We start from the raw sequence: 21,929 nt of genomic DNA, 5'->3' as shown, positions 1-21,929 counted from the left end.
AACCTATCGCTGCCGCCGACGGCGACTTATCGACCGGCCAACGCCCGAAAAGGGCGGCGAGATCAGCGCGCGACCTCATTCCCTGCATAGTCGATGCGGCCGTCCGGCGTCCTGCGCCAGACGACGAGGGCGTAAGGCGAACTCGTCAGGTCGCCCCTCGCATCGAAGGTCATCTCGCCGAGGAGCGTGCGCATCGCGCGGCCGCCGTGGAGGAGATCGGCGATCCGGCGCGGATCGGCGGATTTCGTGGCCTCGATCGCCCCCTTCAGAACCTCCACGGCCGCATAGGACCGTGCCGCGAACGCCTCCGCCTCGGGTGATCGCGACGGGGCCGCCCTGCGATCGCGCGGCGGATCGGGGAGCCTGCGGGGGTCGGGAGCCAGCGTCATCAGCGTCCCCTCGGCGCCCGGGCCGGCAGCCTGTGCGAAGTCCTTGTCCAGGATGCCGTCGCTGCCGACGAAGGCTCCCACGAAGCCGCCGTCACGCATGGCGCGCACGAGCAGCGCCGCCTCCGCGGCCAGGCCGCCGAAATAGACCGCATCGACCTTCGCGGCCTTCATCCGTGCGACTAGGCCCGAGAAATCCTTGTCGCCCCGGCTGATCCCCTCGAACAAGGCTTCGCGCCCACCGCGCTCCTTTAGCGCCCGCGCCGCTTCGTCGGCGAGGCCGCGGCCGAAGGTGGTCTTGTCGTTGACTAGCGCAATGGGCTTTCCGGGAAAGCGCTCCGCCAGCCAGGTGCCGGCGATCGCGCCCTGCTGCGCATCGCTGCCGCAGGCGCGAAACACGTTCCAGGCGCCGCGCGCCGTCAGGGACGCCCAGGTGGCGCCGGGGGTGATGGCGAGGATGCCGGCATCCTCGTAGATCGCGAGGGTGGCGGCGCTTGTGCCCGCGTTCAGGTGCCCGACGACGAGCGTCACGCCGTCCGTGGCGAAGCTCCTGGCGACGGTCGCGGCCTGTTTCGGGTCGCCCGCATCGTCCCGCACGATGAGCTGGAGCCGCTGCCCGTTGACGCCGCCGCCGCGGTTGATGTCGGCGACCGCCTGCTCCGCGCCGGCCTGCATGCCCTGCCCGAAGCCGGCATCCGGACCCGTGAGCGGCGCGGCGAGGCCGATCCGGATCGGCGCGGGCGCTGCCGCAGCCAAGGCCGGCCAAGCCAGCAGGGCCAAAGCCGCGAGCGTGCGAAGCCGCCTCATCGCCGTCATGCCTGCCGTCTCGGGGAGCGCCAGCACCCTGGCCCATCGGCTCCGTCATAGCCCCGGGCGGCACCGGCCGGAAGCTGAGTTCGATTTTGCATTGCGAAATGCGGGCGCATGCCTACCTGATTTGGACGGTCTCAATCCGCGGTGAGCCGGGAGATTCCCTTGGAGACGAACACGATGCTCGCCACCGACCAGACCATCCTGCGCGAGGCCGAAGCGTGGCGGCGCGAGGGCCGTGGCGTCGCCTTGGCTACCGTGATCGAAACCTGGGGCTCCGCGCCCCGCCCCGTCGGCAGCCACCTCGTGATCGAGCGCGACGGCAATTTCCTCGGCTCCGTCTCCGGGGGCTGCGTCGAGGGAGACGTGATCGCAGAGAGCCTCGACGTGATCGAGAATGGCGGCTCCCGCGTGCTCGAATTCGGCGTCGCCGACGAGACTGCCTGGCGAGCCGGGCTCTCATGCGGCGGCCGCATTCGCGTCTTCGTCGAGCGGGTCGACTGAGGCAGACCGCGATGAAGCTCGACCATCTCGCCGCCCTGAATGCCGAGCGCGAGGCGCGCCGCCCTGCGATCCTCGTCACCGATACCGGCGACGGCACGCAACGCCTCGTGCTGGAGACCGAAATTGACCGCGATCCGCTGGCCGAAGTGCTGCGCGAGCGGCTCTTGAGCGGCAAGAGCGGGATCGTCGAGGCGGAGGGGCGCTCGTTTTTCCTGACGGTCCAAGTGCCGCCGGTGCGGCTGCTGGTGGTCGGTGCGGTTCACATCTCGCAGGCGCTCTGCCCGATGGCGGCCGCGCTGGAACTCGACGTCACCGTGATCGATCCGCGCACCGCCTTCGCGACGCCGGAGCGGTTCCCGGACGTCACGCTCCTGGCCGAGTGGCCGGATGACGCCTTCGCCCGCCTCGCGCCGCTCGATCGCTACACGGCCCTCGCCGCGCTGACCCACGATCCGAAGATCGACGATCCGGCTTTGACCGCGGCGCTGAAGGCGGAGTGCTTCTACGTCGGCGCGCTGGGCTCGCGGAAATCGCATGCACGCCGTCTCGATCGCCTGCACGAGGGTGGCCTCGGCCCCGAGGACACTGCCCGGATCCATGGCCCGATCGGCCTCGACATCGGCGCCGTCACGCCGGCCGAGATCGCCGTCTCGATCCTCGCCGAAGTGGTCGCGACGCTCCGCCGGGATCGCATCCGCGGCAAGGCGAAGGGCGAGCGCGCCGACTGCATGCGCCACGACATTGATGACTGAGCCTCGCGTCGGCGCGGTGATCCTCGCCGCCGGCCGGGGCACGCGGTTCGGGCCCGAGCCGAAACTGCTGGCCCTGCTGGAGGGTGAGCCGCTGGTCTGGCACGTGGCGCGGGCGGCTTTGGCTTCCTCGGCGCGGCCGGTCGTCGTCGTCCTCGGCGCTCATGCCGCTGCCGTCGGTGCTGCCCTCGATGGGCTCAACTTGCATCTCATCGACAATCCGGACCACGCCGCCGGGCTCTCGACCTCGCTGCGCGCCGGCCTCGCGGCTCTGCCGGCCGGTACCGATGCCGCGATCGTCCTGCTCGGAGACATGCCGCGGATTTCGGCTGGCCACGTCGATGCGCTCGTGGAGGCTTATCGGCAGGCCAGTCCCCGGCCGAGCGCCGTCGTGCCGGTTGCCGACGGGCGGCGGGGCAATCCCGTGCTGCTCGATCTCGATCGGCTTACCGACGAACTGGCGGCCCTTGCCGGCGATCGCGGCGCCGGGCTGTTGCTCGCGGGGCGCGGCGACGTGCTGGAGATCGCCATGGATCAGAGCGTGGCCTTCGACGTCGATACGCCGGAGGCGCTGGCAAGCGCGCCGCACCGCGTCTCGCGTTGATCGCCTCTTCTCGCGGCGGCCCGAGCGGGGGCGCGAGCCTGCCCTATGAGCGCCGCTTGATCACCCGGCGCGCCCCGTATCCCGCCAGCGCCCACAAGAACGCCGCCACGATCCGCACCGGAAAGAAGGTCGGCCCGTCGTGGCTGATCGGTGCCGGCCAGGGGATGCCGATGGCGGTCACCGCCCACGAGAACAGCACCGACACGGCGAGCCCGGCAATCGCCGCGATGAACAACTTGCCGAACTGGTCGGCCTTCCAGCCGAGATAGGCCGACACGCCGATCAGAACCGGATCGAACGCCGCCATGATCCAGACGACGAAGGGATAGACCGGGACGGAGAGATGCTCGGCGGGGGTCACGCCCACCACGCCTTGGGCAGGCTTACGCGCCCGGCCGATTCCTCGATCACCTGCGAGGCGGCGAACAGCGTCTCCTCGTCGAAGGGACGCCCGATCAGCTGCAGGCCGAGCGGCAGGCCCTGCGCGTCGAGGCCAGCCGGCACCGAGATGCCCGGCAGGCCGGCCATGTTCACCGTCACCGTGAACACGTCGTTGAGGTACATCTCGACCGGGTCGGCGCTCGCCTTCTCGCCGATGCCGAAGGCGGCCGACGGGGTGGCCGGCGTCAGGATGGCGTCGACGCCGGCGGCGTAAGCCTCTTCGAAGTCGCGCTTGATCAGCGTGCGGATGCGCTGGGCGCGGACGTAATAGGCGTCGTAATAGCCGGCCGAGAGCACGTAGGTGCCGATCATGATGCGGCGGCGGACCTCGCGGCCGAAGCCGGCGGCGCGGGTGTTCTCGTACATCCCGGCGATGTCCTTGCCGGGCACGCGCAGGCCGTAGCGGACGCCGTCGTAGCGCGCGAGGTTCGAGGAGGCCTCGGCCGGGGCGACGATGTAGTAGGCCGGCAGGGCGTACTTGGTGTGCGGCAGCGAGATCTCCTTGATCGTCGCGCCGGCGGCCTTCAGCCATTCCGCGCCCTGGTCCCAGAGCTTCAGGATCTCCGGCGACATTCCGTCAACGCGGTATTCCCGCGGGATGCCGATGGTCAGGCCCTTCACGCCGCGCGAGATGGCGGCCTCGAAATCCGGCACGGGCATGTCGACCGAGGTCGTATCGCGCGGATCGTGGCCGGCCATGGAGCCGAGCAGGATCGCGCAATCGCGCGTGGTGCGGGCGATCGGGCCAGCCTGGTCGAGGGACGAGGCGTAGGCGACGATGCCCCAGCGCGAGCAGCGGCCATAGGTCGGCTTGATGCCGACCGTGCCGGTGAAGGCGGCGGGCTGGCGGATCGAGCCGCCGGTATCCGTGGCGGTGGCGCCCAGGCAGAGATGCGCGGCGACCGCAGCGGAGGAGCCGCCGGACGAACCGCCGGGGACGAGTTTGGCGTCCGACCCGTTGCGGCGCCAGGGCGAGACCACGTCGCCATAGGCGCTGGTCTCGTTCGACGAGCCCATGGCGAACTCGTCCAGGTTGAGCTTGCCCAGCATCACGGCGCCGTCCCGCCAGAGCTGGGTCGAGACGTTCGACTCGTAATGCGGCTCGAAGCCTTCGAGGATTTTGGAGCCGGCGGTGGTGTGGACGCCCTGCGTGCAGAACAGGTCCTTGATGCCGAGCGGCAGGCCTTCGAGCGGCCGCGCCTCGCCCTTGGCGATTTTCTCGTCGCTGGCATCGGCCATCGCGAGCGCACGATCGGGCGTCTCGACGAGATAGGCGTTGAGCGCCCTCGCCTTTTCCAGCGCATCGATATGGGCCTGCGCGATCTCGCGCGCCGAGAACCTTTTCGCGATCAGCCCGTCACGGGCCTCGGCCAGGGTGAGTTCGTTGAGTGCCGTCATTCCCGATCCAGCTGGTCGCGCCCTTTGCCGGGGCACTCTCCTGCCCCTTGCGGGGAGGAGGAAGGAGGTGGGGGTGGTGCCGCTTGAAACCGTCGGCGCATGCGGAACCACCCCCACCCTCTATCCCTCCCCGCAAGGGGGAGGGAAGGTGTTCCGCTGGAAAGGCTGAGCTACTCGACGACCTTCGGCACCAGGAAGTAGTTGTCCTCGGTGTCGGGCGCATTCGCGACGATGTCGGCCGCGCGGCCGCCCTCGGTCACCGTGTCGACGCGCTTCTTCATGACCATCGGGGTGACCGAGGTCATCGGCTGGACACCCTCGACATCGACCTCGTTCAACTGCTCGACGAAAGCGAGGATCGCGTTCAGCTCGCCCTGGAGCGGCGCCACGTCCTCGTCCGCGACTGCGATGCGCGCCAGATGCGCGATGCGCCGCACCGTCTTCTCGTCGACCGACATCGCGTCCTTGCCGTGCAAAATCCCGTCGCGGGCCGAGAGGCCGCGGGTCGGCGGGGCTATAGCATCGGGTTTCGCGGGCGAGCAACGCCGCGGTCGGCCGCCCGGCCTGGCCGGCGGTCAGACGATCGCGTGTCCGATGGTGGCGGGCTGGTCGACCACGACTGCCGGGCGCTGGTAGCGGTCGGCACGGCTGGCACCGAAGGCCAGGACCTCGATGGCGAGCGCCAGCATCAGCACGTGCTTGCGCGTCAATCCGACCGTTCGCGCGGCGGTCGGGCGTTCGTCGAGCACGCAGCGGCTGGAAACGGTCATCGGTGGCCCGGCTGGGGAGGGTTAACAGATCGTTAACTCCATATAGCCGGGCTTGATCCATTTGGCGCAGCCCAATTCTTCGCGATGGTGAACGGGCCGGTGGACAACCCGGCGGCGGCAGACGTAAGCCGAGGCTCGATCCGCGCCATTCCGGGAGGCCGATCATGTGGCAGGGCGTCTTCGCTGAATTCCGGCCGGGCCTGCTCTCGACCGAGGCGGACCTATCACGCGCCGAAGCCGAACTCGGCTTCGCGCTTCCGGCCTCGTACCGGGCCTTCGCGCAGGAATGCGGGGCGGGCCGCATCGGCGGTCAGCTTCGCATCGCCACGCCGGTCTCCGTGCCCTCCGCCGACATCGTGACGCGCGCGCATGTCGTCGCCCACAGCGTCGCCGTGGCGATCGACAGCCTCTCCGAAAATCCCCTCACGCGAGACGAGCCGCACCGCTTCACCATCGAGGGCGATGCCGACGCTGCCCTGATGGAGCGCGCCGCCTTCTTCGGTGAGACCACCGGGGGCAGCTTCCTGTTCTGGGACGTGACGCCGGGTGTCGGCGAGTACGAGATCTGGGCGCTCGACGCGGATCTCGAGACGATCCATTTCGGCGGGACCGACCTGCTCGCGCTGGTACGCGGGCTCCAGGGCGCGGAGATCCTGCACATCCTCGGCGGGGCCGACGCCCCCCTGCCGTCGCTGTTCGAGGGCGATGACGAGGCGGCGCTCGCTCGGCTGGCGCTCGAGGCTCCGACGGGAGATCTCGAGGCGTGAACCGGGACGAGATCGCGGGCTTCGTCGAGGCTTCGTCCGGCGCGCCGCGGCTGATGGGGCTCGACCTCGGCACCAAGACGATCGGGCTGGCGCTGTCCGATATCGGCCGGCAGATCGCCTCACCTTTGGAGACGATCCGGCGCGTGAAGTTCACGCCCGATGCCGGACGCCTAGCGGAGCTGTGTGATCAACACCGGGTCGGCGGCCTCGTGATCGGCCTGCCGCTCAACATGGATGGGTCGGAGGGACCGCGGGTTCAGTCCACCCGCAGCTTCGTACGCAACCTGAAGCCGATCCTGCCGCTGCCGGTGTTCTTTCAGGACGAGCGCCTGTCGAGCGCCGTGGTCAACCGGATGTTGATCGAGGCGGATGCTTCGCGAGCCCGGCGCGGCGAACTCGTGGACAAGCTCGCCGCAGCCTACATCCTGCAGGCGTTTCTCGACATCATGCGGGAAGCGATCACCCTAGACGCCGAGGATGCCGCTAGCGCGTGATCCGCGCGATCACCGCCTCGCGCTCGCGGCGGCTGGCTGCCAGCTTGTCCTTCACCGCGGCGACGATGCCGGGACGCGCCCGCTCCGGGGTGCCGGATTCGAAGGGCGGCGCCGGAGCGTATTCTAGGTGGAGCTGGATCGCCCGCGCCGCGTCGTCGTTGACGAGTTCGGCGATCAGCGTCAGCGCGAAATCGATGCCGGCCGTCACGCCACCGCCGGTCACGATGTTGCCATCCTGCACCACGCGGCCCTGGGTCGGGATCGCGCCGAAGGCGGAGAGCAGGTCGTGCGCGCCCCAATGCGTCGTCGCCTTGCGGCCCTTCAGCAGGCCGGCGGCGCCGAGCACCAGTGCGCCGGTGCAGACCGACGTTACGTAGCGGGCGGTCTCGGCCTGCCGCCGGATGAATTCGAGGGTCGGCTCGTCGGTGAGGAGCGTGTTGATGCCGGAGCCGCCCGGCACGCAGATCACGTCGAGCCGCGGGCAATCCGCGAAGGTCGCGGTCGGCGTGATCACCATCCCGGTCGAACTCGTTACCGGTGTCAGTGACTTGGCGACGAGGTGCACCTCGACGTCGGGCAGCAGGGCGAAAACCTCATAGGGGCCGGTGAGGTCCAGCTGCTGGACTTTGGGGAACGTCAGGAGGCCGATCTGGAGGGTCAAGGGCGTCGACTTCGCTTCCGAAATGGCAGGATGTTGCAGGCATAGCCCATCCGCCCGCCGCAGGCCCGCTCGTCCTCCGCCCGGCAGCCATGCACGGGAGGCGACTGTCAGCCTGTCGGTCGAGCCCTTGCCAGCGGCGTCATGGGGTGGAGAATCGGGCGATGACGTCGCGATCCCTCGCCCTCACCGCCGAACTGATCGCCCGCGCCCATCCCGATCCCGTGGCCGACGACGAGACGGCTCTGCAGGTGATGACCGATACGGAGCTCGCTCCGGGGCTGGCCCAGGCGCTCGCCGCCCGGTCGGCCGCCTCGGAGTCGCTTTGGGTCTTCGCCTACGGTTCCTTGATGTGGAATCCGGAATTCGCGGTGGCCGAGCAGCGGATCGGGCGCGTCCACGGCTGGCACCGTCGCTTCTGCCTGCTGCAGCGCCGTTTCCGCGGTTCGCCGCGCAAGCCCGGTGTCGTCCTGGCGCTGGAGCGGGGCGGATCGTGCCGCGGCGTCGCCTTCCGGCTCGACGGCCGCGACCCCCACGCGACGCTGATGCCGGTCTGGCGCCGGGAGATGAAGGGCCGCGGCTACGAAGGCCGTTGGGTCGTGGTGGCCACGGACGAGGGGCCGGTCACGGCCCTGACCTTCGTCGTGAACCGCGCCAGCGACCGCTTTACCGGCCGCCTCGACGAAGCGGCGATCGCCGACATCATCGCCACCGGATGCGGGCATCTCGGGCCCAGCGCCGAATACCTGTTCCACACCGTCGTTGCCTGCGCCGGACTCGGGATCCGCGACCCGCATCTGTGGCGTTTGCAGGCGCTGGTCGCCGATCGCTTGCGGGGCTGAGTGGCTCTCATCGAGCGGAGAGTGAGACCGCGCCGTTGCCGTGCCGCTCGACGCGGCCGTCGAGTTCGAGTTCGAGCAGAGCCGTCTGGACGATGCGCACCGACAGGCCGGCGGCGCGCGAGAGTTCGTCGGTGCCGATCGGCGTCGGGCTGAGGAACGAGAGCAGCCGGACGCGGTCGTCGAGCGGCGGCGCGATCTCGGTGGCGGGATCAGAGAACGTGTCCGGGCTGGCCGGGCTCGTTCCGTCGAGGTCGATCTCGTCCCAGAAGTCGGGCTGCTCTTCCAGCGCCTGGCGGATGAGGCTGAACGGCTGCCCTGCCCCGAAAGGATCGCCCCGCTCGAGCAGCGGAGCGATCGCCGAGAGGATGTGCTCGACCTCCGCCACCAGGGTAGCGCCCTGCCGGATCAGGTCGTTGGTGCCTTCCGCGCGCGGATCGAGCGGCGAGCCCGGCACCGCGAAAACCTCCCGCCCCTGCTCCAGCGCGTAACGGGCGGTGATCAGCGAGCCCGAGCGCCGCGCCGCCTCCACCACCAGCGTGCCGAGCCCGAGCCCCGAGATGATACGGTTGCGCCTCGGGAAATCGCGCCCGCGCGGCTCCCAGCCCATCGGCATCTCGGCGACGAGTGCCCCGCCCGCCTCCAGGATGCTCTCGACCAGGGCGGCATGGTTGGCCGGATAGATCCGGTCATGCCCACCCGCCAGCACGGCGATCGTCCCGGTGGTCAACGAGGCCTTGTGCGCGCTGGCATCGATGCCGCGCGCGAGACCCGAGACGACGACGAGGCCCGCTTCGCCGAGTCCGCGCGCCAGCCGCTCCGTGAAGGTCAGCCCGGCTGCCGATGCGTTGCGGGAGCCGACGATGGCCAGGGACGGCCGCGCCAGGGCATCGAGGTTGCCGCGCACGGCGATCAGCGGCGGGGCGGCATCGGTGGCCTGCAGGCTTCGTGGATAAGCGTCCTCGCCGGTGGCGACGAAACGCACGCCGAGGCGCGCGGCGGCGGCCATCTCACGCTCGATCTCGGCTTTCGAGGGCGGCGTCACCCGCTTGCCGGCGCGTCCGGTGATCGCCGGCAGCGCGTCGAGCGCGCCGGAGGCTCCGCCGAACCGGTTGACCAGATTGCGAAACGTGCGGGGGCCGACGCTGTCGGTGCGGATCAGGCGCAGCCAATCGAGGCGCTGCGCGTCGGTGAGCTGCATCTGGCCCCTCCATGCGGGAGAGGCGGCGAATTCAGCCCTTCTGCCCGATCCGCCCCTCCGTCCCGGCGATCAGCCGGCGGATGTTGGGCGTGTGCTTCCACCATAGCAGCGCGGCCAGCACGAGGAACAGCAGCGCAACCTGCGGATGTCCGAGTGCCCACAGGATCAGCGGCGTCGCGGCCGAGGCGGCGAGTGCGGAGAGCGAGGAATATTTCAACGCGAAGGCGAGGCCGAGCCAGATCGCGGCAAAGGCGAGGAGCGCCAGCGGGCTCAGTGCCAGCAGCACGCCGAGGAAGGTCGCGACGCCCTTGCCTCCCTTGAAGCCGAGCCAGACCGGAAACAGGTGGCCGAGGAAGGCGCCGAGCCCGGCGGCCAACGCCGGCCCCTCACCCCACTGCCCGGCGATCAGCACCGGCACCGTGCCCTTCAGGGCGTCGAGCAGGAGCGTCGCGGCGGCGAGGCCCTTGCGGCCCGTGCGCAGGACGTTGGTCGCGCCGATATTGCCGGAGCCGATGGCCCGAACGTCGCCGAGCCCGGCGAATTTGGTGAGGATCAAGCCGAAGGGGATCGAACCGCACAGATAGCCGAACGCGAGGCCGGCGAGGATGAGGGGCCAGCCGGCTTCAATCATCAGGCGCCGTCCGAGAAGAGGTCGGAGCGATGGACGATGCGGCCGCCGACCAGCGTCATCATCGCTGCGCCCTGCAATCGGGCCTCGTCGAAGGGCGAGTTCTTGGAGCGCGACTTCAGCTGGCGCTTGTCCAGCACGTAGGGCACGTCGGTATCGATCAGCACGAGGTCGGCCGGGGCGCCGGGGACGAGGCGCCCTGCCTCGCGGCCGAGGAGCTTGGCGGGATTTGCCGACAGGGCCGCAAGCAACCGCGCGAGCTCGACTTCGCCGGTATGGACGAGCCGGAGCGCGGCACCGAGCAGCGTCTCGATACCGAGCGCGCCGTCGGCGGCCTCGGCAAAGGGCAACCGCTTGGTCTCGACGTCCTGCGGGTTGTGATCGGAGACGATGACGTCGATCACGCCTTCGTTCAGGGCCGCGATGACGGCGTGCCGGTCTGCCTCGCTGCGGAGCGGCGGCGAGAGCTTGCAGAATGTGCGGTAGTGGCCGATGTCGCCCTCGTTCAGCACGAGGTTGTTCACGGAGACGCCGCAGGTCACCGGCAGGCCGTCCTGCTTGGCCCTGCGGACAATCTCCACCGAGTCGGCGCAGGAGATCATCGCCGCATGGTAGCGCGCGCCGGTGAGGCGCACGAGGCGGATATCGCGCTCCAGCATCACCGTCTCGGCCTCGCGCGGGATGCCGTGCAGGCCGAGTCGCGAGGCCATCTCGCCCTCATTCATCACGCCGTCGCCTACGAGATCGGGCTCCTCGACATGCTGCATCAGCAGCGCGCCGAAATCGCGGGCATAGGTCAGGGCGCGGCGCATGAGCTGGGCGTTGGTCACCGCCTTGAGACCGTCCGTGAAGGCGACGGCGCCGGCCTCCTGGAGCAGGCCGAACTCGGTCATCTCTTTGCCGGCCAGCCCCTTGGTGATGGCGGCGGCGGGCAGCACGTTGACGCTCGCCGTGTCGCGCGCCCGGCGCAGCACGAAGTCGACGATCGGCGCGCCGTCGATCACCGGGTTGGTGTCGGGCATGCAGACCAGGGTCGTGACGCCGCCGGCCGCAGCGGCGGCGCTCGCCGAGGCGAGCGTCTCGCGATGCTCGGCGCCGGGCTCGCCGACGAAGGCGCGCAGATCGATCAGGCCGGGGGTCAGGACCGAATGGCCGCATTCGATCCGTTCGCATTCCTCCGGCACGCCCGGCGTCGAGCCCCAGGCCACGTCGGCAATGCGGCCGTCTACGACGAGGACCGAGCCGGGGCCCTCGCGACCGGTCGCGGGGTCGAGCAGGCGGGCGCTGGTAAGGAGAGCGGGACGCTGGGCCATCCGTGTCACCCGTTCGGCAGATGCGTCGCCAGCGCTTCGAGCACGGCCATCCGTACCGCAACGCCCATCTCGACCTGCTCGCGGATCAGCGATTGCGCTCCATCCGCGATCTCCGAAGAGATCTCGACGCCGCGGTTCATCGGGCCGGGATGCATGACGAGGGCGCCGGGGCTGGCGAGAGCCAGCTTGTCGGTGTCGAGGCCGTAATAGCGAAAGTACTCCTTCACGCTCGGCACGAAGGAGCCGTGCATGCGCTCGCGCTGCAGGCGCAGCATCATGACGATGTCGCAGTCCTTCAGGCCTTCCCGCATCTGCGTGAAGACCTCGACGCCGAAGCGCTCGATGCCGGGCGGGAGAAGGTTCGAGGGGCCGATCACCCGCACGCGAGCGCCGAGCGCCTGGAGCAGGATGATGTTCGAGCGGGCGACGCGCGAATGCAGGACGTCGCCGCAGATCGCGACGGTGAGGCCCTCGATCCGGCCCTTGTTGCGGCGGATGGTGAGCGCGTCGAGGAGTGCCTGGGTCGGGTGCTCGTGGGCGCCGTCGCCGGCATTGACCACAGCGCAATCGACCTTGCGGGCAAGCAGATGCACTGCGCCGGCGGCGTGATGGCGCACGACGATGATGTCTGGCCGCATGGCGTTCAGCGTCGCCGCGGTGTCGATCAGCGTCTCGCCCTTCTTCACCGAGGACGAGGCCACCGACATGTTCATCACGTCGGCGCCAAGGCGCTTGCCGGCCAGTTCAAACGAGGATTGCGTTCGGGTCGAGGGCTCGAAGAACAGGTTGATCTGGGTGCGGCCGCGCAGGACGTTGCGCTTCTTCTCGACTTGCCGCGAGAGCGAGACCGCCGACTCGGCCTGATCGAGCAATCCCTCGATATCGAGTCGCGACAGCCCCTCGATGCCGAGGAGATGGCGGTGGGGAAAGCTCGGCGGGGATGCGGCGGGCGTCATGTTGAGGCGATGGCTATAGGCGTCGCGGCCCAGGGCAGCAAGGCGATTGGCCCGACAGAAAATCCCTTCTCCATCGTCCTGAACTGCAAAGGTTTTTCTCTCTGAAAAGCCCGCGGATCGAAAAAAAGTTGAAGGATCGTCGGCTAAACCCATCTGTGCCGGTGTCCGGCGGGCCACTTCACGCGATGCTTCAACGCGCCGTTTGCAGCCCCGCGAAACCGGAAAGGTACAGTATGAACATTCGACTTCTCGCCACCGCCAGCGCCATTTCGCTCGGCCTCGGCTTGTCCTCGGTCGCCATGGCGCAGGGCATGCAGCCGCAGGGTCAACCCGGCATGGAGCAGGGCCAGATGGGCGACGACATGGGCCAGGAACAGCGGCCGATGAAGCGCACCACCGCCAGCAAGAAGAAGATGAAGAAGTCCATGAAGAGCAAGAAGATGCACTCGAATGGGCGCATGAACCAGGATCCCGGCATGGAGCGCGGCGCTCCCGGTGCGGCCGGCGGTGCCGACGACGGAATGTAACTTTCCGCCTCGCTCGAACGTATGGCATCCATGCTGCCCGTCCGGTCCGACCGGGCGGGCGGTCTTCGTTGCAGCGGATGGGAGGCCCAGCCTTGGCGACCAGTCAGATGCCCGTCGCGACCGAGCCTCCCGGCAAGGCTGCCCGCCAATGGACGTTCCGGCATCCGCTGGTCATCCGGGTCGCCCATTGGATCAACGTGGTCTGTCTCGCCGTGCTCTTGATGAGCGGCCTGCAGATCTTCAACGCGCATCCGGCGCTCTACTGGGGCTCCAAGTCGACTTTCGACAGCCCGGCCCTCGCGATTACCGACGACCAGACCGATAGCGGCGCCTCGCGCGGCGTGGTTCAGATCGGCGGTCGAACCTTCGACACCACCGGATGGCTCGGGCTCTCGACCTATCGGGGCGAATCGGCCGCCCGCGCTTTTCCGGCCTGGATCACTCTGCCGGCCAGCCAGAACCTCGCCACGGGCCGGCGCTGGCACTTCCTGTTCGCCTGGGCCTTCGTGATCAACGGCCTGATTTACCTGCTCTACGGGATCGGCAGCGGCCAATTGCGGCGTCGCATCGTCCCGGATGGTGACCAGATCCGTCACTTCGGGGCGTCGATCCGCGAGCACCTCCTGCTCCGCTTTCCGAAGGGCGAGGAGGCGCGGCGCTACAACGTCCTGCAGAAGCTGACCTACCTCGTCGTTGTGCTGGTGCTGCTGCCGCTGATGCTCCTGACCGGTCTCGGCATGTCGCCGGGCGTCAACGCGGCTTTCCCCTTCATCCTCGACGTGTTCGGCGGTCGCCAGTCGGCCCGCACGATCCACTTCATCACCGTGAACCTGCTGGTCCTGTTCGTGATCGTGCACGTTCTCCTGGTGATCGTCTCCGGGCTCTGGAACAACATGCGCTCGATGGTGACCGGCTGGTACACGATCGAGCCCGACAAGCACGCCGAGACGGGAGCTAGCCGATGAAGCGCCGCCTCGCCATCCCCTCCCCCCATCGCCGCGGTTTCCTCACGGGCGTGGCTGGCCTTTTCGGCACCGCCTCCCTCGGCGGCTGCGATCGGATCGCCGAGAGCGCGTGGGGCACCCGAACCCTGAAGGTCGGGGAGGACGCGAACCTCTACGTCCAGCGCCTCCTGCTCAAGCCCACCTCCATGGCCCGCGAGTTCTCCGACGCGGACATCTCGACCTGGTTCAAGCCGAACGGGACGGTCGATCCGGAAGACAAGCCCTACAAGGCTTTGGCCGCCAACCAGTTCTCGGCCTTCAAGCTGAGGGTCGACGGACTCGTCGAGCATCCGCTCGAACTGTCCCTCGAGGACTTGCGCGTGCTGCCGACGCGAACGCAGATCACCCGGCACGATTGCGTCGAGGGCTGGAGCGCCATCGGCAAGTGGACGGGCGTGCCGCTTGCCGAGGTACTCAACAAGGCGGCCCTCAAGCCCCAGGCGCGCTACATCGTGTTTCACTGCGCCGACACGATGGAATATGCGAGCGCCGATTCCGCCGACGAGCAGACCGACGGCGATGCGCCTACCGGCAAGCCGATCCGCTATTACGAGAGCATCGATCTCACCGATGCCTTCCACCCGCAGACCATCCTCGCCTACGACATGAACGGCAAGCCGTTGCCGGTCTCCAATGGTGCGCCCTTGCGGCTGCGCGTCGAGCGCCAGCTCGGCTACAAACAGGCCAAATACATCATGCGTATCGAGGTGGCCGACACCCTCGCCCATGTCGGCCAGGGCAATGGCGGCTATTGGGAAGACAACGGCTACGAGTGGTACGCCGGAATCTGAGCCAAGGCTGGAGGCCGACATGCCCCTCGTCCGCATCGCGATCCCCACCGGCAAGGACTCTGCCTTCGCGCAGATGCTGTCGGACGCGATCCAGGATGCGATGATCGCCACGATCGACGTGCCGCCGGACGATGTCTTCCAGGTGCTCACCGAGCATCAGGCTCACATGCTGCGGATCGACCCCGGCTATCTCGGCGTGTCGCGTTCGTCCGAGGCGATCATCGTCGAAATCCTGATGCGGAGCGGACGGACCGATACGCAGAAGCGCACCCTCTACCGGACCATCGTTGCGAACCTCGAACAGCGTGGCGGCATCCGGCCCCAGGACGTCATGATCGCGATCCGCGAGAACGAGCGCATCGACTGGTCGTTCGGCGAGGGCGAGGCCCAGATCGCCCCGAAGTGACGGCCCCTCGCGAAGCCTGCGATTTGACAACCCGCGCGGCCTAACCCACTTCTCCCCGGCGCGAGGCCCCGGCCGTTGCCGGGAGCGCATCTGCGCCACTCCTAAAAACAGGTCGTCGCGCCGAGGCTTCGTCAGGGGCAGAGGTATATGAAAGTCGTCGTCGTCGAGTCGCCGGCCAAAGCCAAGACGATCAACAAGTATCTCGGCAAGGACTACGAGGTTCTGGCCTCGTTCGGCCATATCCGCGACTTGCCGCCCAAGGATGGTTCGGTCGATCCGGAAGCCGACTTCGCGATGCTGTGGGAGCTGCAGGACAAGGGTTCGCAGCGCGTCTCGGAGATCGCCAAGGCGGTCAAGGGCGCCGAGAAGCTCATCCTCGCGACCGACCCTGATCGCGAAGGCGAGGCGATTTCCTGGCACGTCGTCGAGGCGCTGACCGCCAAGAAGGTGCTCAAGGGCATCCCGATCGAGCGCGTCACCTTCAACGCCATCACCAAGGCCTCCGTCGACGCGGCGATGCGAAAGCCCCGCCAGATCGATCAGGCGCTGGTCGACGCCTACTTGGCGCGCCGGGCCCTCGACTATCTCGTCGGCTTCAATCTCTCGCCGGTGCTGTGGCGCAAGCTCCCCGGTGCGAAGTCGGCCGGACGCGTGCAGTCGGTTGCGCTCCGCCTCGTCGTCGAGCGCGAGATGGAGATCGAGCGCTTCAAGCCGCGCGAATACTGGTCGCTCGTCGCCACGCTCGCCACCGCCGAGGGCGCCGTGTTCGATGCGCGGCTGACCGGCGCGGACGGCAAGAAGATCACCCGCCTCGACGTCGGCACCGGCGAAGAGGCCGCGCGCTTCAAGAAGGATCTCGAACTCGCGACCTTCGCGGTGGCCTCGGTCGAGGCCAAGCCCGCCAAGCGCCACCCTGCCCCACCCTTCACGACGTCCACGCTCCAACAGGAAGCGTCGCGAAAACTCGGTATGGCGCCGGCGCAGACCATGCGGGTGGCGCAAAGGCTCTACGAGGGCATCGATATCGGCGGCGAGACGGTGGGTCTCATCACCTACATGCGAACCGACGGCGTCGACATGGCGCCGGAGGCGATCCGCGACGCTCGCTCCGTGATCGGCAAGGAATACGGCGACCGCTACGTGCCGGACGTCCCGCGCAAATACTCGGTGAAGGCCAAGAACGCGCAGGAGGCCCACGAGGCCGTGCGCCCGACCGAGATGAGCCGTCTGCCGAAACAGGTCGCGCGTATGCTCGATCCCGAGCAGGCCCGGCTCTACGAGCTGATCTGGACGCGCACCGTCGCCAGCCAGATGGAATCGGCCGAGCTCGAGCGCACCACCGTCGATATCACTGCGAAGGTCGGCCCGCGCGCCATCGAGCTGCGCGCCACCGGACAGGTGGTGAAGTTCGACGGCTTCCTCACCCTCTACCAGGAGGGCAAGGACGACGAGGAGGACGAGGAGGGCAAGCGCCTGCCGCCGATGAAGGCGGGAGATCCGCTGAAGCGCGAGCGCATCGCCTCGACCCAGCACTTCACCGAGCCGCCGCCGCGCTTCTCGGAAGCGAGCCTCGTCAAACGCATGGAGGAGCTCGGCATCGGCCGGCCCTCGACCTACGCTGCCGTGCTGCAGACGCTGCGCGACCGCGAATACGTGAAGATCGAGAAGAAGCGCCTGCAGCCGGAGGACAAGGGCCGCCTCGTCACCGGCTTCCTGGAGAGCTTCTTCAAGCGCTACGTCGAATACGATTTCACCGCCGATCTCGAAGAGCAGCTCGACCGGGTCTCGAATGCTGAAATCGACTGGCGCCAGGTGCTGCGCGACTTCTGGCGCGACTTTTCCGCGGCGATCGACGGCACCAAGGAGCTGCGCGTCGCCGAGGTGCTGGAGGCGCTCAACGAGCTGCTCGGCCCGCACATCTTCCCCGAGAAGGCCGACGGCTCGAACCCACGCATCTGCCCGACCTGCGGCTCGGGCCAGCTCTCGCTGAAGCTCGGCAAGTACGGCGCCTTCATCGGTTGCTCGAACTATCCGGAGTGCAAGTACACCCGCCAGCTCGCTACCTCGGGCGTCGAGGGCGACGGCGACGGCACCTCGGAGGGCGGCCAGCCTGGCGTGCGCGTGCTCGGCGACGATCCCAAGACCGGCCTGCAGGTGACCCTGCGCGACGGCCGCTTCGGCACCTTCGTCCAGCTCGGCGAGCAATCCGCGGAAAAGGACGCCGAGAAGCCGAAGCGCTCCTCGCTACCGAAGGGCCTGTCCTCGGGCGACGTCACGCTCGAGATCGCCCTGAGACTGCTCGCGCTGCCCCGCGAGGTAGCGAAGCACCCCGAGACCGGCGAGCCGATCCTCGCCAGCATCGGCCGCTATGGCCCCTACGTTCAGCACGGTCGTACCTACGCCAATCTCGGCAAGGACGACGACGTGCTGGAGATCGGTGGCAACCGCGCCATCGACCTGATCGTCGCCAAGGAACAGGGCGGCGGCCGCGGCCGGCCGTCGAGCGATCCGGGCCGGGCGCTGGGCAAGGACGAGGCGTCCGGTCGCGACCTCGTGGTCAAGGCGGGCAAGTACGGCCCCTATGTCAGCGACGGCGAGGTCAACGCCACGCTGCCGAAGACGATGGCTTCGGACTCGCTGACGCTCGCCCAGGCGATCGATCTGGTGAATGCCAAGCGCGCCTCCGGTGGCGGTGGCAAGAAGGCCCCGGCGCGCGGACGGAAGGCTCCAGCCAAGACGGCGGCAGCGGGCAAGAAGGCGCCCGCGAAGAAGGCCGCGGCCAAGAAGCCGGCTGCGAAGAAGAGCGCGAGCTGAGGTCCACACGTATCATCCCACCCAACACCTCAGGGTGAGGTTGCGGGTGGGATGGGTGCTTGCCGCCCCTGCCCCACCAGCCTAGTTTCGCCTCCAGCATCACGAGTTGAGCCGACGCTCAACGCCAACCTGCCCTCCCGGCAAGGTGGCGCCCGCGAGGGGATGCGGCCGGTCCGGCAACCAAGGGGACTTCGCCGCGCGTCAGCTCATCCGAACGGGACAGCGAACGTGGCCGACATCCTCAACGAGCAGCAATTCGCCAGCGACAATTATTCCGGCGTCTGTCCCGAGGCCTGGGCCGCGATGGAGGCCGCCAATGCCGGCCATGCGCCCGCCTACGGCGCCGATGCCTGGACGCAGCGGGCCTCCGACGCGTTTCGCGAGCTGTTCGAGACCGATTGCGAGGTGTTCTTCGCCTTCAACGGCACGGCGGCGAACTCGATGGCCTTGGCCTCGCTCTGCCAGAGCTACCACAGCGTGATCTGTGCCGAGAGCGCCCATGTCGAGACGGACGAATGTGGCGCGCCCGAATTCTTCTCCAACGGCTCGAAGCTGCTGGTCGCCCCGAGCGCGGACGGGCTGCTGACACCCGATTCCGTGCGCGCGGTGGCCGAGCGGCGCAGCGACATCCACTACCCGAAGCCCCGCGCCGTCACGATCACCCAGTCCACCGAGACCGGCCGGGTCTATTCGGTCGCGCAGCTTCAGGTGCTGTCGGAGGCCTGCCGTAGCCTCGGCCTGCGCCTGCACATGGACGGAGCCCGCTTCGCCAATGCCTGCGCCGCGCTGCAGCTCTCGCCCGCGGAGCTGACCTGGAAGGCCGGAATCGACGTGCTCTGCTTCGGCGGCACCAAGAACGGCATGGCCGTGGGCGAGGCGATTCTCTTCTTCGAACGCGCGCTGGCGGAAGACTTCGACTACCGCTGCAAGCAGGCTGGCCAGCTCGCCTCGAAGATGCGCTACCTTTCCGCGCCCTGGGTCGGAATGCTGGAGAACGGCGCCTGGCTGCGCAACGCGCGCCACGCCAATGCCTGCGCAAGGCGGCTCGTCGATGCGGTGGCGGATGTCCCGGGCATCGCCGCGATCTTCCCGGTGGAGGCGAACGCGGTATTCCTCTCGGCCCCGCCGGATGTGCTCGATGGGCTGCGGGCCAGGGGCTGGCGCTTCTACACCTTCATCGGCGGCGGAGCGCGGTTCATGTTCGCCTGGGATACTGCGGTCGAGCGGGTGGATGCCCTGGCGCGGGACATCCGCGCGTGTGCCTGAACCGTCATTGCTTCGCTTACGCTCGCAATGACGGCGGAGAAATCAGACCAGATACGTGATCGTCGCGGCCACCGCCGTCGCCACGGTAGCGATGGTGATTGTCGTCGGTGTCAGCAGCGTCATAGCGCGGGAGGCGACGACCTTCTCGACCTCCTCGGCGCACCCGAAGGCCTGGCCGGCGGCCTGCTCCAGGCGGACGAGAGAGAGATGACGCGCTTGGGCGGCGGCGGTGGTCATCGGAGGCGTCTCCCTGTCGGCCGAGTCGGCCGCTCAAGCTTAAGCATTCGAGAACCAACGCGCAAAGGTCGGGGTCGGTTCCGGCGCTAAAGTGCAGGCGACGCGATTTTAACCACGCTCGCCCGACAGTTCGGTGACACGGCCGTCACAAGGCGGCCCGGCGTTGCTGCCGATCACTGGCACCACCCCCGGCCCCTATGCGATGGTGCCCCGCCTCCGGCCCTCGGGAAACGGCTTTCTGTTTCCTGTTTGTTCCGGTAATGACGAGGTATGAAGCCGAATGCTGCGCGTCCCCTTCCAGCCGCTCGGAGCCGCCGCGTGAGTGATCCTGCGCGCGATCTGTTCGGTCCCGGAGCCAAGGCTGCGCCGAAGGACCCCGCCGAGCCCCGCCGCAAGCCCATCGTGGTGCCGCCGGCGAGCGCAGAGGCCGGCTACGACGCCTCCTCGATCGAGGTGCTGGAGGGGCTGGAGCCGGTGCGGCGCCGGCCGGGCATGTATATCGGCGGCACGGACGATCGCGCCCTGCACCACCTCTTCGCCGAGGTGATCGACAACTCGATGGACGAGGCGGTGGCGGGCCATGCCAGCTTCATCGAGGTGGAGCTCGAGGAAGGCGGCAGCCTCGTCGTCACCGACAACGGCCGCGGCATCCCGATCGACCCTCACCCGAAATTCCCGGGCAAGTCGGCGCTCGAGGTCATCATGACCACGCTGCATGCCGGCGGAAAATTCGACTCGAAGGTCTACGAGACGTCGGGCGGCCTGCACGGCGTCGGCATCTCGGTGGTGAACGCCCTCTCCGACCTGCTTGAGGTCGAGGTCGCCCGCAACCAGACCCTCTACCGCCAGACCTTCTCCCGCGGCCTGCCGCAGGGGCCGCTGGTCGAGGTCGGCCGCGTCAACAACCGGCGCGGCACGCGCACCCGCTTCCACCCCGACGCGCAGATTTTTGGGGCGCACCATTTCGACCCGCGCCGTCTCTTCAAGATGGCGCGCTCCAAGGCCTACCTGTTCGGCGGCGTCGAGATCCGCTGGCGCTGCGCCCCGTCCCTCGTCGAGGGGCTGGAGGGCGTGCCGGCCGAGGCCGTGCACAAGTTCCCCGGCGGCCTGCGCGACTATCTCGGCCGCGAGATCGAGGGCAAGGAGCTCGTCACCGACGCGGTGTTTTCGGGCAAGATCACCAAGCCCGGCGGCCACGGCTCGCTCGAATGGGCGGTCGCCTGGATGGTGCAGGATGACGGGGTCTCGTCCTCCTACTGCAACACCATCCCGACGCCGGAGGGCGGCACCCACGAATCCGGCCTGCGCGTCGCCCTGCTCCGGGCTCTGCGCGAGCATGCCGAGCGGGTGAACCAATCCAAGCGCATGGCCAACGTCACCACGGACGACGTGATGATGACCTGCGCCTCCATGCTCTCGGTCTTCATCCGCGAGCCGGAATTCCAGGGCCAGACCAAGGACAAGCTCGCCACCGTCGAGGCCTCGCGCATCGTCGAGACCGCGATCCGCGACGCCTTCGACCATTGGCTCGCCGCCTCCCCGGCCCAGGCCAACCGGCTGCTCGACTGGGTGATCGAGCGCTGCGACGAGCGCCTGCGCCGCCGCCAGGAGAAGGAGGTCGCCCGCAAGAGCGCCACGCGCAAGCTGCGCCTGCCCGGCAAGCTCGCCGATTGCTCCAATGCCGGCACCACCGATTCCGAGATCTTCATCGTCGAGGGCGACTCGGCCGGCGGCTCGGCCAAGCAGGCGCGCGACCGCAAGACCCAGGCCATCCTGCCCTTGCGCGGAAAGATCCTGAACGTCGCCTCGGCGACGCGCGACAAGCTCGCGGCCAACCAGCTCATCGGCGACCTGACCCTGGCGCTCGGCTGCGGCACCGGCTCGGGGTTCAAGGACCAGGACCTGCGCTACGAGCGCGTGATCATCATGACCGACGCCGACGTCGACGGCGCCCACATCGCCTCGCTCTTGATCACCTTCTTCTACCGGCAGATGCCCCGGCTCATCGACAAAGGGCACCTCTACCTCGCCATGCCGCCCCTCTACCGGCTGCAGCAGGGCTCGAAGACGGCCTATGCCCGCGACGATGCCGACCGCGAGCGGGTGGTGAAGACGGTGTTCAAGAACGGCAAGGTCGAGATCAGCCGCTTCAAGGGCCTCGGCGAGATGAACCCGTCCCAGCTCAAGGAAACCACGATGGACCCGAAGAAGCGCACGCTTCTGCGCGTCGCCGTGCTGGACGAGGCGCGGGAATCGACCGGCGACACCGTCGAGCGGCTGATGGGGAATAAGCCGGAGGCGCGGTTTGCGTTCATTCAGGAGCGCGCGGCGTTCGCGGATGGGGCGGAGTTGGATATTTGAAGTGA

Annotated in this window: 24 protein-coding genes and 1 riboswitch; of the genes, 13 read left to right on the top strand and 11 right to left on the bottom strand. The window is 68.6% G+C overall.

The features are described from left to right. Positions 1 to 62: 62 nt before the first annotated feature. Positions 63 to 1,202 (bottom strand): branched-chain amino acid ABC transporter substrate-binding protein, encoded by a 1,140-nt coding sequence (locus GGR33_RS10835; RefSeq protein WP_425488772.1) that lies wholly within the window; start codon positions 1,200 to 1,202, stop codon positions 63 to 65. 174 nt (positions 1,203 to 1,376) lie between these two features. Here GGR33_RS10835 and GGR33_RS10830 point away from each other — a divergent pair, with 174 nt between their 5' ends. The 3 genes from GGR33_RS10830 to GGR33_RS10820 are packed head-to-tail and all read left to right on the top strand — an operon-like array spanning position 1,377 to position 3,053. Further along, on the top strand, positions 1,377 to 1,700 hold the full coding sequence (locus GGR33_RS10830) for an XdhC family protein (protein ID WP_183505111.1): 324 nt from the start codon (positions 1,377 to 1,379) through the stop codon (positions 1,698 to 1,700). 11 nt (positions 1,701 to 1,711) lie between these two features. Next, on the top strand, positions 1,712 to 2,452 hold the full coding sequence (locus GGR33_RS10825; protein ID WP_183504831.1) for an XdhC family protein: 741 nt from the start codon (positions 1,712 to 1,714) through the stop codon (positions 2,450 to 2,452). Further along, entirely contained in the window at positions 2,445 to 3,053 is a 609-nt protein-coding gene (locus GGR33_RS10820; protein WP_183504829.1) for a nucleotidyltransferase family protein, read from the top strand. Before GGR33_RS10825 ends, GGR33_RS10820 begins: the two co-directional genes overlap by 8 nt. 43 nt (positions 3,054 to 3,096) lie before the next feature. On the opposite strand, the gene GGR33_RS10815 is transcribed toward GGR33_RS10820, so the two are convergent. From GGR33_RS10815 to GGR33_RS10800, 4 genes are all read right to left on the bottom strand, one after another. Then, a complete protein-coding gene (locus GGR33_RS10815; RefSeq protein ID WP_183505109.1) occupies positions 3,097 to 3,360 on the bottom strand; it encodes a hypothetical protein in 264 nt (87 codons plus the stop codon). 50 nt (positions 3,361 to 3,410) lie between these two features. Beyond that, the gene (gatA, locus tag GGR33_RS10810; protein ID WP_183504827.1) at positions 3,411 to 4,892 is read right to left on the bottom strand and encodes an Asp-tRNA(Asn)/Glu-tRNA(Gln) amidotransferase subunit GatA; all 1,482 of its coding nucleotides are present in this window, start codon (positions 4,890 to 4,892) and stop codon (positions 3,411 to 3,413) included. A 170-nt stretch (positions 4,893 to 5,062) separates the two neighbouring features. Next, entirely contained in the window at positions 5,063 to 5,350 is a 288-nt protein-coding gene (gene gatC, locus GGR33_RS10805; protein WP_183504825.1) for an Asp-tRNA(Asn)/Glu-tRNA(Gln) amidotransferase subunit GatC, read from the bottom strand. 117 nt (positions 5,351 to 5,467) lie between these two features. Then, complete coding sequence (locus GGR33_RS10800) at positions 5,468 to 5,662, bottom strand: hypothetical protein (RefSeq protein WP_183504823.1); 195 nt, start codon at positions 5,660 to 5,662, stop codon at positions 5,468 to 5,470. Between the two features lie 164 nt (positions 5,663 to 5,826). On the opposite strand from GGR33_RS10800, the gene GGR33_RS10795 reads away from it, so the two are divergent. Together GGR33_RS10795 and ruvX are read left to right on the top strand one after the other, a co-directional pair. Then, entirely contained in the window at positions 5,827 to 6,429 is a 603-nt protein-coding gene (locus GGR33_RS10795) for an SMI1/KNR4 family protein (RefSeq protein ID WP_183504821.1), read from the top strand. Next, complete coding sequence (gene ruvX / locus GGR33_RS10790) at positions 6,426 to 6,923, top strand: Holliday junction resolvase RuvX (RefSeq protein WP_183504819.1); 498 nt, start codon at positions 6,426 to 6,428, stop codon at positions 6,921 to 6,923. The genes GGR33_RS10795 and ruvX overlap by 4 nt, the downstream gene beginning before the upstream one ends. On the opposite strand, the gene GGR33_RS10785 is transcribed toward ruvX, so the two are convergent. Beyond that, positions 6,913 to 7,584 carry a DJ-1/PfpI family protein gene (locus GGR33_RS10785; RefSeq protein WP_183504817.1) on the bottom strand — a complete coding sequence of 224 codons (672 nt, stop codon included), beginning with the start codon at positions 7,582 to 7,584 and terminating at the stop codon, positions 6,913 to 6,915. The two genes, ruvX and GGR33_RS10785, sit on opposite strands and share 11 nt — an antisense overlap. Positions 7,585 to 7,745: 161 nt before the next feature. Between GGR33_RS10785 and GGR33_RS10780 the strand changes: the two genes are divergently transcribed. Next, complete coding sequence (locus GGR33_RS10780; protein ID WP_183504815.1) at positions 7,746 to 8,423, top strand: gamma-glutamylcyclotransferase; 678 nt, start codon at positions 7,746 to 7,748, stop codon at positions 8,421 to 8,423. A gap of 7 nt (positions 8,424 to 8,430) precedes the next feature. Here GGR33_RS10780 and dprA read toward each other — a convergent pair whose 3' ends face one another. The 4 genes from dprA to GGR33_RS10760 are packed head-to-tail and all read right to left on the bottom strand — an operon-like array spanning position 8,431 to position 12,518. Next, positions 8,431 to 9,621, bottom strand: coding sequence for a DNA-processing protein DprA (gene dprA / locus GGR33_RS10775; RefSeq protein WP_183504812.1), 1,191 nt, complete (start codon positions 9,619 to 9,621; stop codon positions 8,431 to 8,433). A gap of 31 nt (positions 9,622 to 9,652) precedes the next feature. After that, a complete protein-coding gene (gene plsY / locus GGR33_RS10770; protein ID WP_183504805.1) occupies positions 9,653 to 10,252 on the bottom strand; it encodes a glycerol-3-phosphate 1-O-acyltransferase PlsY in 600 nt (199 codons plus the stop codon). Continuing rightward, the gene (locus GGR33_RS10765; protein ID WP_183504803.1) at positions 10,252 to 11,562 is read right to left on the bottom strand and encodes a dihydroorotase; all 1,311 of its coding nucleotides are present in this window, start codon (positions 11,560 to 11,562) and stop codon (positions 10,252 to 10,254) included. Before GGR33_RS10765 ends, plsY begins: the two co-directional genes overlap by 1 nt. A gap of 5 nt (positions 11,563 to 11,567) precedes the next feature. Next, positions 11,568 to 12,518 (bottom strand): aspartate carbamoyltransferase catalytic subunit, encoded by a 951-nt coding sequence (locus tag GGR33_RS10760; RefSeq protein ID WP_183504801.1) that lies wholly within the window; start codon positions 12,516 to 12,518, stop codon positions 11,568 to 11,570. A 233-nt stretch (positions 12,519 to 12,751) separates the two neighbouring features. Between GGR33_RS10760 and GGR33_RS10755 the strand changes: the two genes are divergently transcribed. From GGR33_RS10755 to GGR33_RS10730, 6 genes are all read left to right on the top strand, one after another. Continuing rightward, complete coding sequence (locus GGR33_RS10755; protein WP_183504799.1) at positions 12,752 to 13,045, top strand: hypothetical protein; 294 nt, start codon at positions 12,752 to 12,754, stop codon at positions 13,043 to 13,045. A gap of 107 nt (positions 13,046 to 13,152) precedes the next feature. Then, the gene (locus GGR33_RS10750; RefSeq protein WP_183505107.1) at positions 13,153 to 14,010 is read left to right on the top strand and encodes a cytochrome b/b6 domain-containing protein; all 858 of its coding nucleotides are present in this window, start codon (positions 13,153 to 13,155) and stop codon (positions 14,008 to 14,010) included. After that, positions 14,007 to 14,840: a molybdopterin-binding protein gene (locus tag GGR33_RS10745; protein WP_183504798.1), complete on the top strand. Its 834-nt coding sequence runs from the start codon at positions 14,007 to 14,009 to the stop codon at positions 14,838 to 14,840. Before GGR33_RS10750 ends, GGR33_RS10745 begins: the two co-directional genes overlap by 4 nt. 19 nt (positions 14,841 to 14,859) lie before the next feature. Next, a complete protein-coding gene (locus GGR33_RS10740; RefSeq protein ID WP_183504796.1) occupies positions 14,860 to 15,246 on the top strand; it encodes a tautomerase family protein in 387 nt (128 codons plus the stop codon). A 147-nt stretch (positions 15,247 to 15,393) separates the two neighbouring features. After that, positions 15,394 to 18,060 carry a type I DNA topoisomerase gene (gene topA / locus GGR33_RS10735; protein ID WP_183504794.1) on the top strand — a complete coding sequence of 889 codons (2,667 nt, stop codon included), beginning with the start codon at positions 15,394 to 15,396 and terminating at the stop codon, positions 18,058 to 18,060. Between the two features lie 91 nt (positions 18,061 to 18,151). Beyond that, positions 18,152 to 18,254: riboswitch (SAM-I-IV-variant riboswitch) on the top strand. Between the two features lie 34 nt (positions 18,255 to 18,288). Next, on the top strand, positions 18,289 to 19,326 hold the full coding sequence (locus tag GGR33_RS10730) for a threonine aldolase family protein (protein ID WP_425488767.1): 1,038 nt from the start codon (positions 18,289 to 18,291) through the stop codon (positions 19,324 to 19,326). Between the two features lie 42 nt (positions 19,327 to 19,368). Here GGR33_RS10730 and GGR33_RS10725 read toward each other — a convergent pair whose 3' ends face one another. Then, positions 19,369 to 19,563 (bottom strand): hypothetical protein, encoded by a 195-nt coding sequence (locus GGR33_RS10725; RefSeq protein WP_183504782.1) that lies wholly within the window; start codon positions 19,561 to 19,563, stop codon positions 19,369 to 19,371. Between the two features lie 318 nt (positions 19,564 to 19,881). On the opposite strand from GGR33_RS10725, the gene parE reads away from it, so the two are divergent. Further along, positions 19,882 to 21,924: a DNA topoisomerase IV subunit B gene (gene parE / locus GGR33_RS10720; RefSeq protein ID WP_183504780.1), complete on the top strand. Its 2,043-nt coding sequence runs from the start codon at positions 19,882 to 19,884 to the stop codon at positions 21,922 to 21,924. Positions 21,925 to 21,929 lie beyond the last annotated feature (5 nt).

This window comes from Methylobacterium brachythecii (assembly GCF_014196345.1).
GTDB classification, from domain to species: Bacteria; Pseudomonadota; Alphaproteobacteria; order Rhizobiales; family Beijerinckiaceae; genus Methylobacterium; species Methylobacterium brachythecii.
This window is presented reverse-complemented; position numbering and strand designations above follow the sequence as displayed.

Excerpts from the sequence above, each read along its gene's own strand:
- GGR33_RS10815 (WP_183505109.1), bottom strand. The coding sequence starts at position 3,360 with ATGGCGGCGTTCGATCCGGTTCTGATCGGCGTGTCGGCCTATCTCGGC.
- GGR33_RS10745 (WP_183504798.1), top strand. The coding sequence starts at position 14,007 with ATGAAGCGCCGCCTCGCCATCCCCTCCCCCCATCGCCGCGGTTTCCTC.
- gatC (WP_183504825.1), bottom strand. The coding sequence starts at position 5,350 with ATGTCGGTCGACGAGAAGACGGTGCGGCGCATCGCGCATCTGGCGCGC.
- GGR33_RS10795 (WP_183504821.1), top strand. The coding sequence starts at position 5,827 with ATGTGGCAGGGCGTCTTCGCTGAATTCCGGCCGGGCCTGCTCTCGACC.
- plsY (WP_183504805.1), bottom strand. The coding sequence starts at position 10,252 with ATGATTGAAGCCGGCTGGCCCCTCATCCTCGCCGGCCTCGCGTTCGGC.
- gatA (WP_183504827.1), bottom strand. The coding sequence starts at position 4,892 with ATGACGGCACTCAACGAACTCACCCTGGCCGAGGCCCGTGACGGGCTG.
- GGR33_RS10800 (WP_183504823.1), bottom strand. The coding sequence starts at position 5,662 with ATGACCGTTTCCAGCCGCTGCGTGCTCGACGAACGCCCGACCGCCGCG.
- GGR33_RS10765 (WP_183504803.1), bottom strand. The coding sequence starts at position 11,562 with ATGGCCCAGCGTCCCGCTCTCCTTACCAGCGCCCGCCTGCTCGACCCC.
- topA (WP_183504794.1), top strand. The coding sequence starts at position 15,394 with ATGAAAGTCGTCGTCGTCGAGTCGCCGGCCAAAGCCAAGACGATCAAC.
- GGR33_RS10755 (WP_183504799.1), top strand. The coding sequence starts at position 12,752 with ATGAACATTCGACTTCTCGCCACCGCCAGCGCCATTTCGCTCGGCCTC.
- GGR33_RS10835 (WP_425488772.1), bottom strand. The coding sequence starts at position 1,202 with ATGACGGCGATGAGGCGGCTTCGCACGCTCGCGGCTTTGGCCCTGCTG.
- GGR33_RS10740 (WP_183504796.1), top strand. The coding sequence starts at position 14,860 with ATGCCCCTCGTCCGCATCGCGATCCCCACCGGCAAGGACTCTGCCTTC.
- dprA (WP_183504812.1), bottom strand. The coding sequence starts at position 9,621 with ATGCAGCTCACCGACGCGCAGCGCCTCGATTGGCTGCGCCTGATCCGC.
- GGR33_RS10780 (WP_183504815.1), top strand. The coding sequence starts at position 7,746 with ATGACGTCGCGATCCCTCGCCCTCACCGCCGAACTGATCGCCCGCGCC.
- GGR33_RS10830 (WP_183505111.1), top strand. The coding sequence starts at position 1,377 with ATGCTCGCCACCGACCAGACCATCCTGCGCGAGGCCGAAGCGTGGCGG.
- GGR33_RS10820 (WP_183504829.1), top strand. The coding sequence starts at position 2,445 with ATGACTGAGCCTCGCGTCGGCGCGGTGATCCTCGCCGCCGGCCGGGGC.
- GGR33_RS10760 (WP_183504801.1), bottom strand. The coding sequence starts at position 12,518 with ATGACGCCCGCCGCATCCCCGCCGAGCTTTCCCCACCGCCATCTCCTC.
- GGR33_RS10725 (WP_183504782.1), bottom strand. The coding sequence starts at position 19,563 with ATGACCACCGCCGCCGCCCAAGCGCGTCATCTCTCTCTCGTCCGCCTG.
- GGR33_RS10750 (WP_183505107.1), top strand. The coding sequence starts at position 13,153 with ATGCCCGTCGCGACCGAGCCTCCCGGCAAGGCTGCCCGCCAATGGACG.
- GGR33_RS10825 (WP_183504831.1), top strand. The coding sequence starts at position 1,712 with ATGAAGCTCGACCATCTCGCCGCCCTGAATGCCGAGCGCGAGGCGCGC.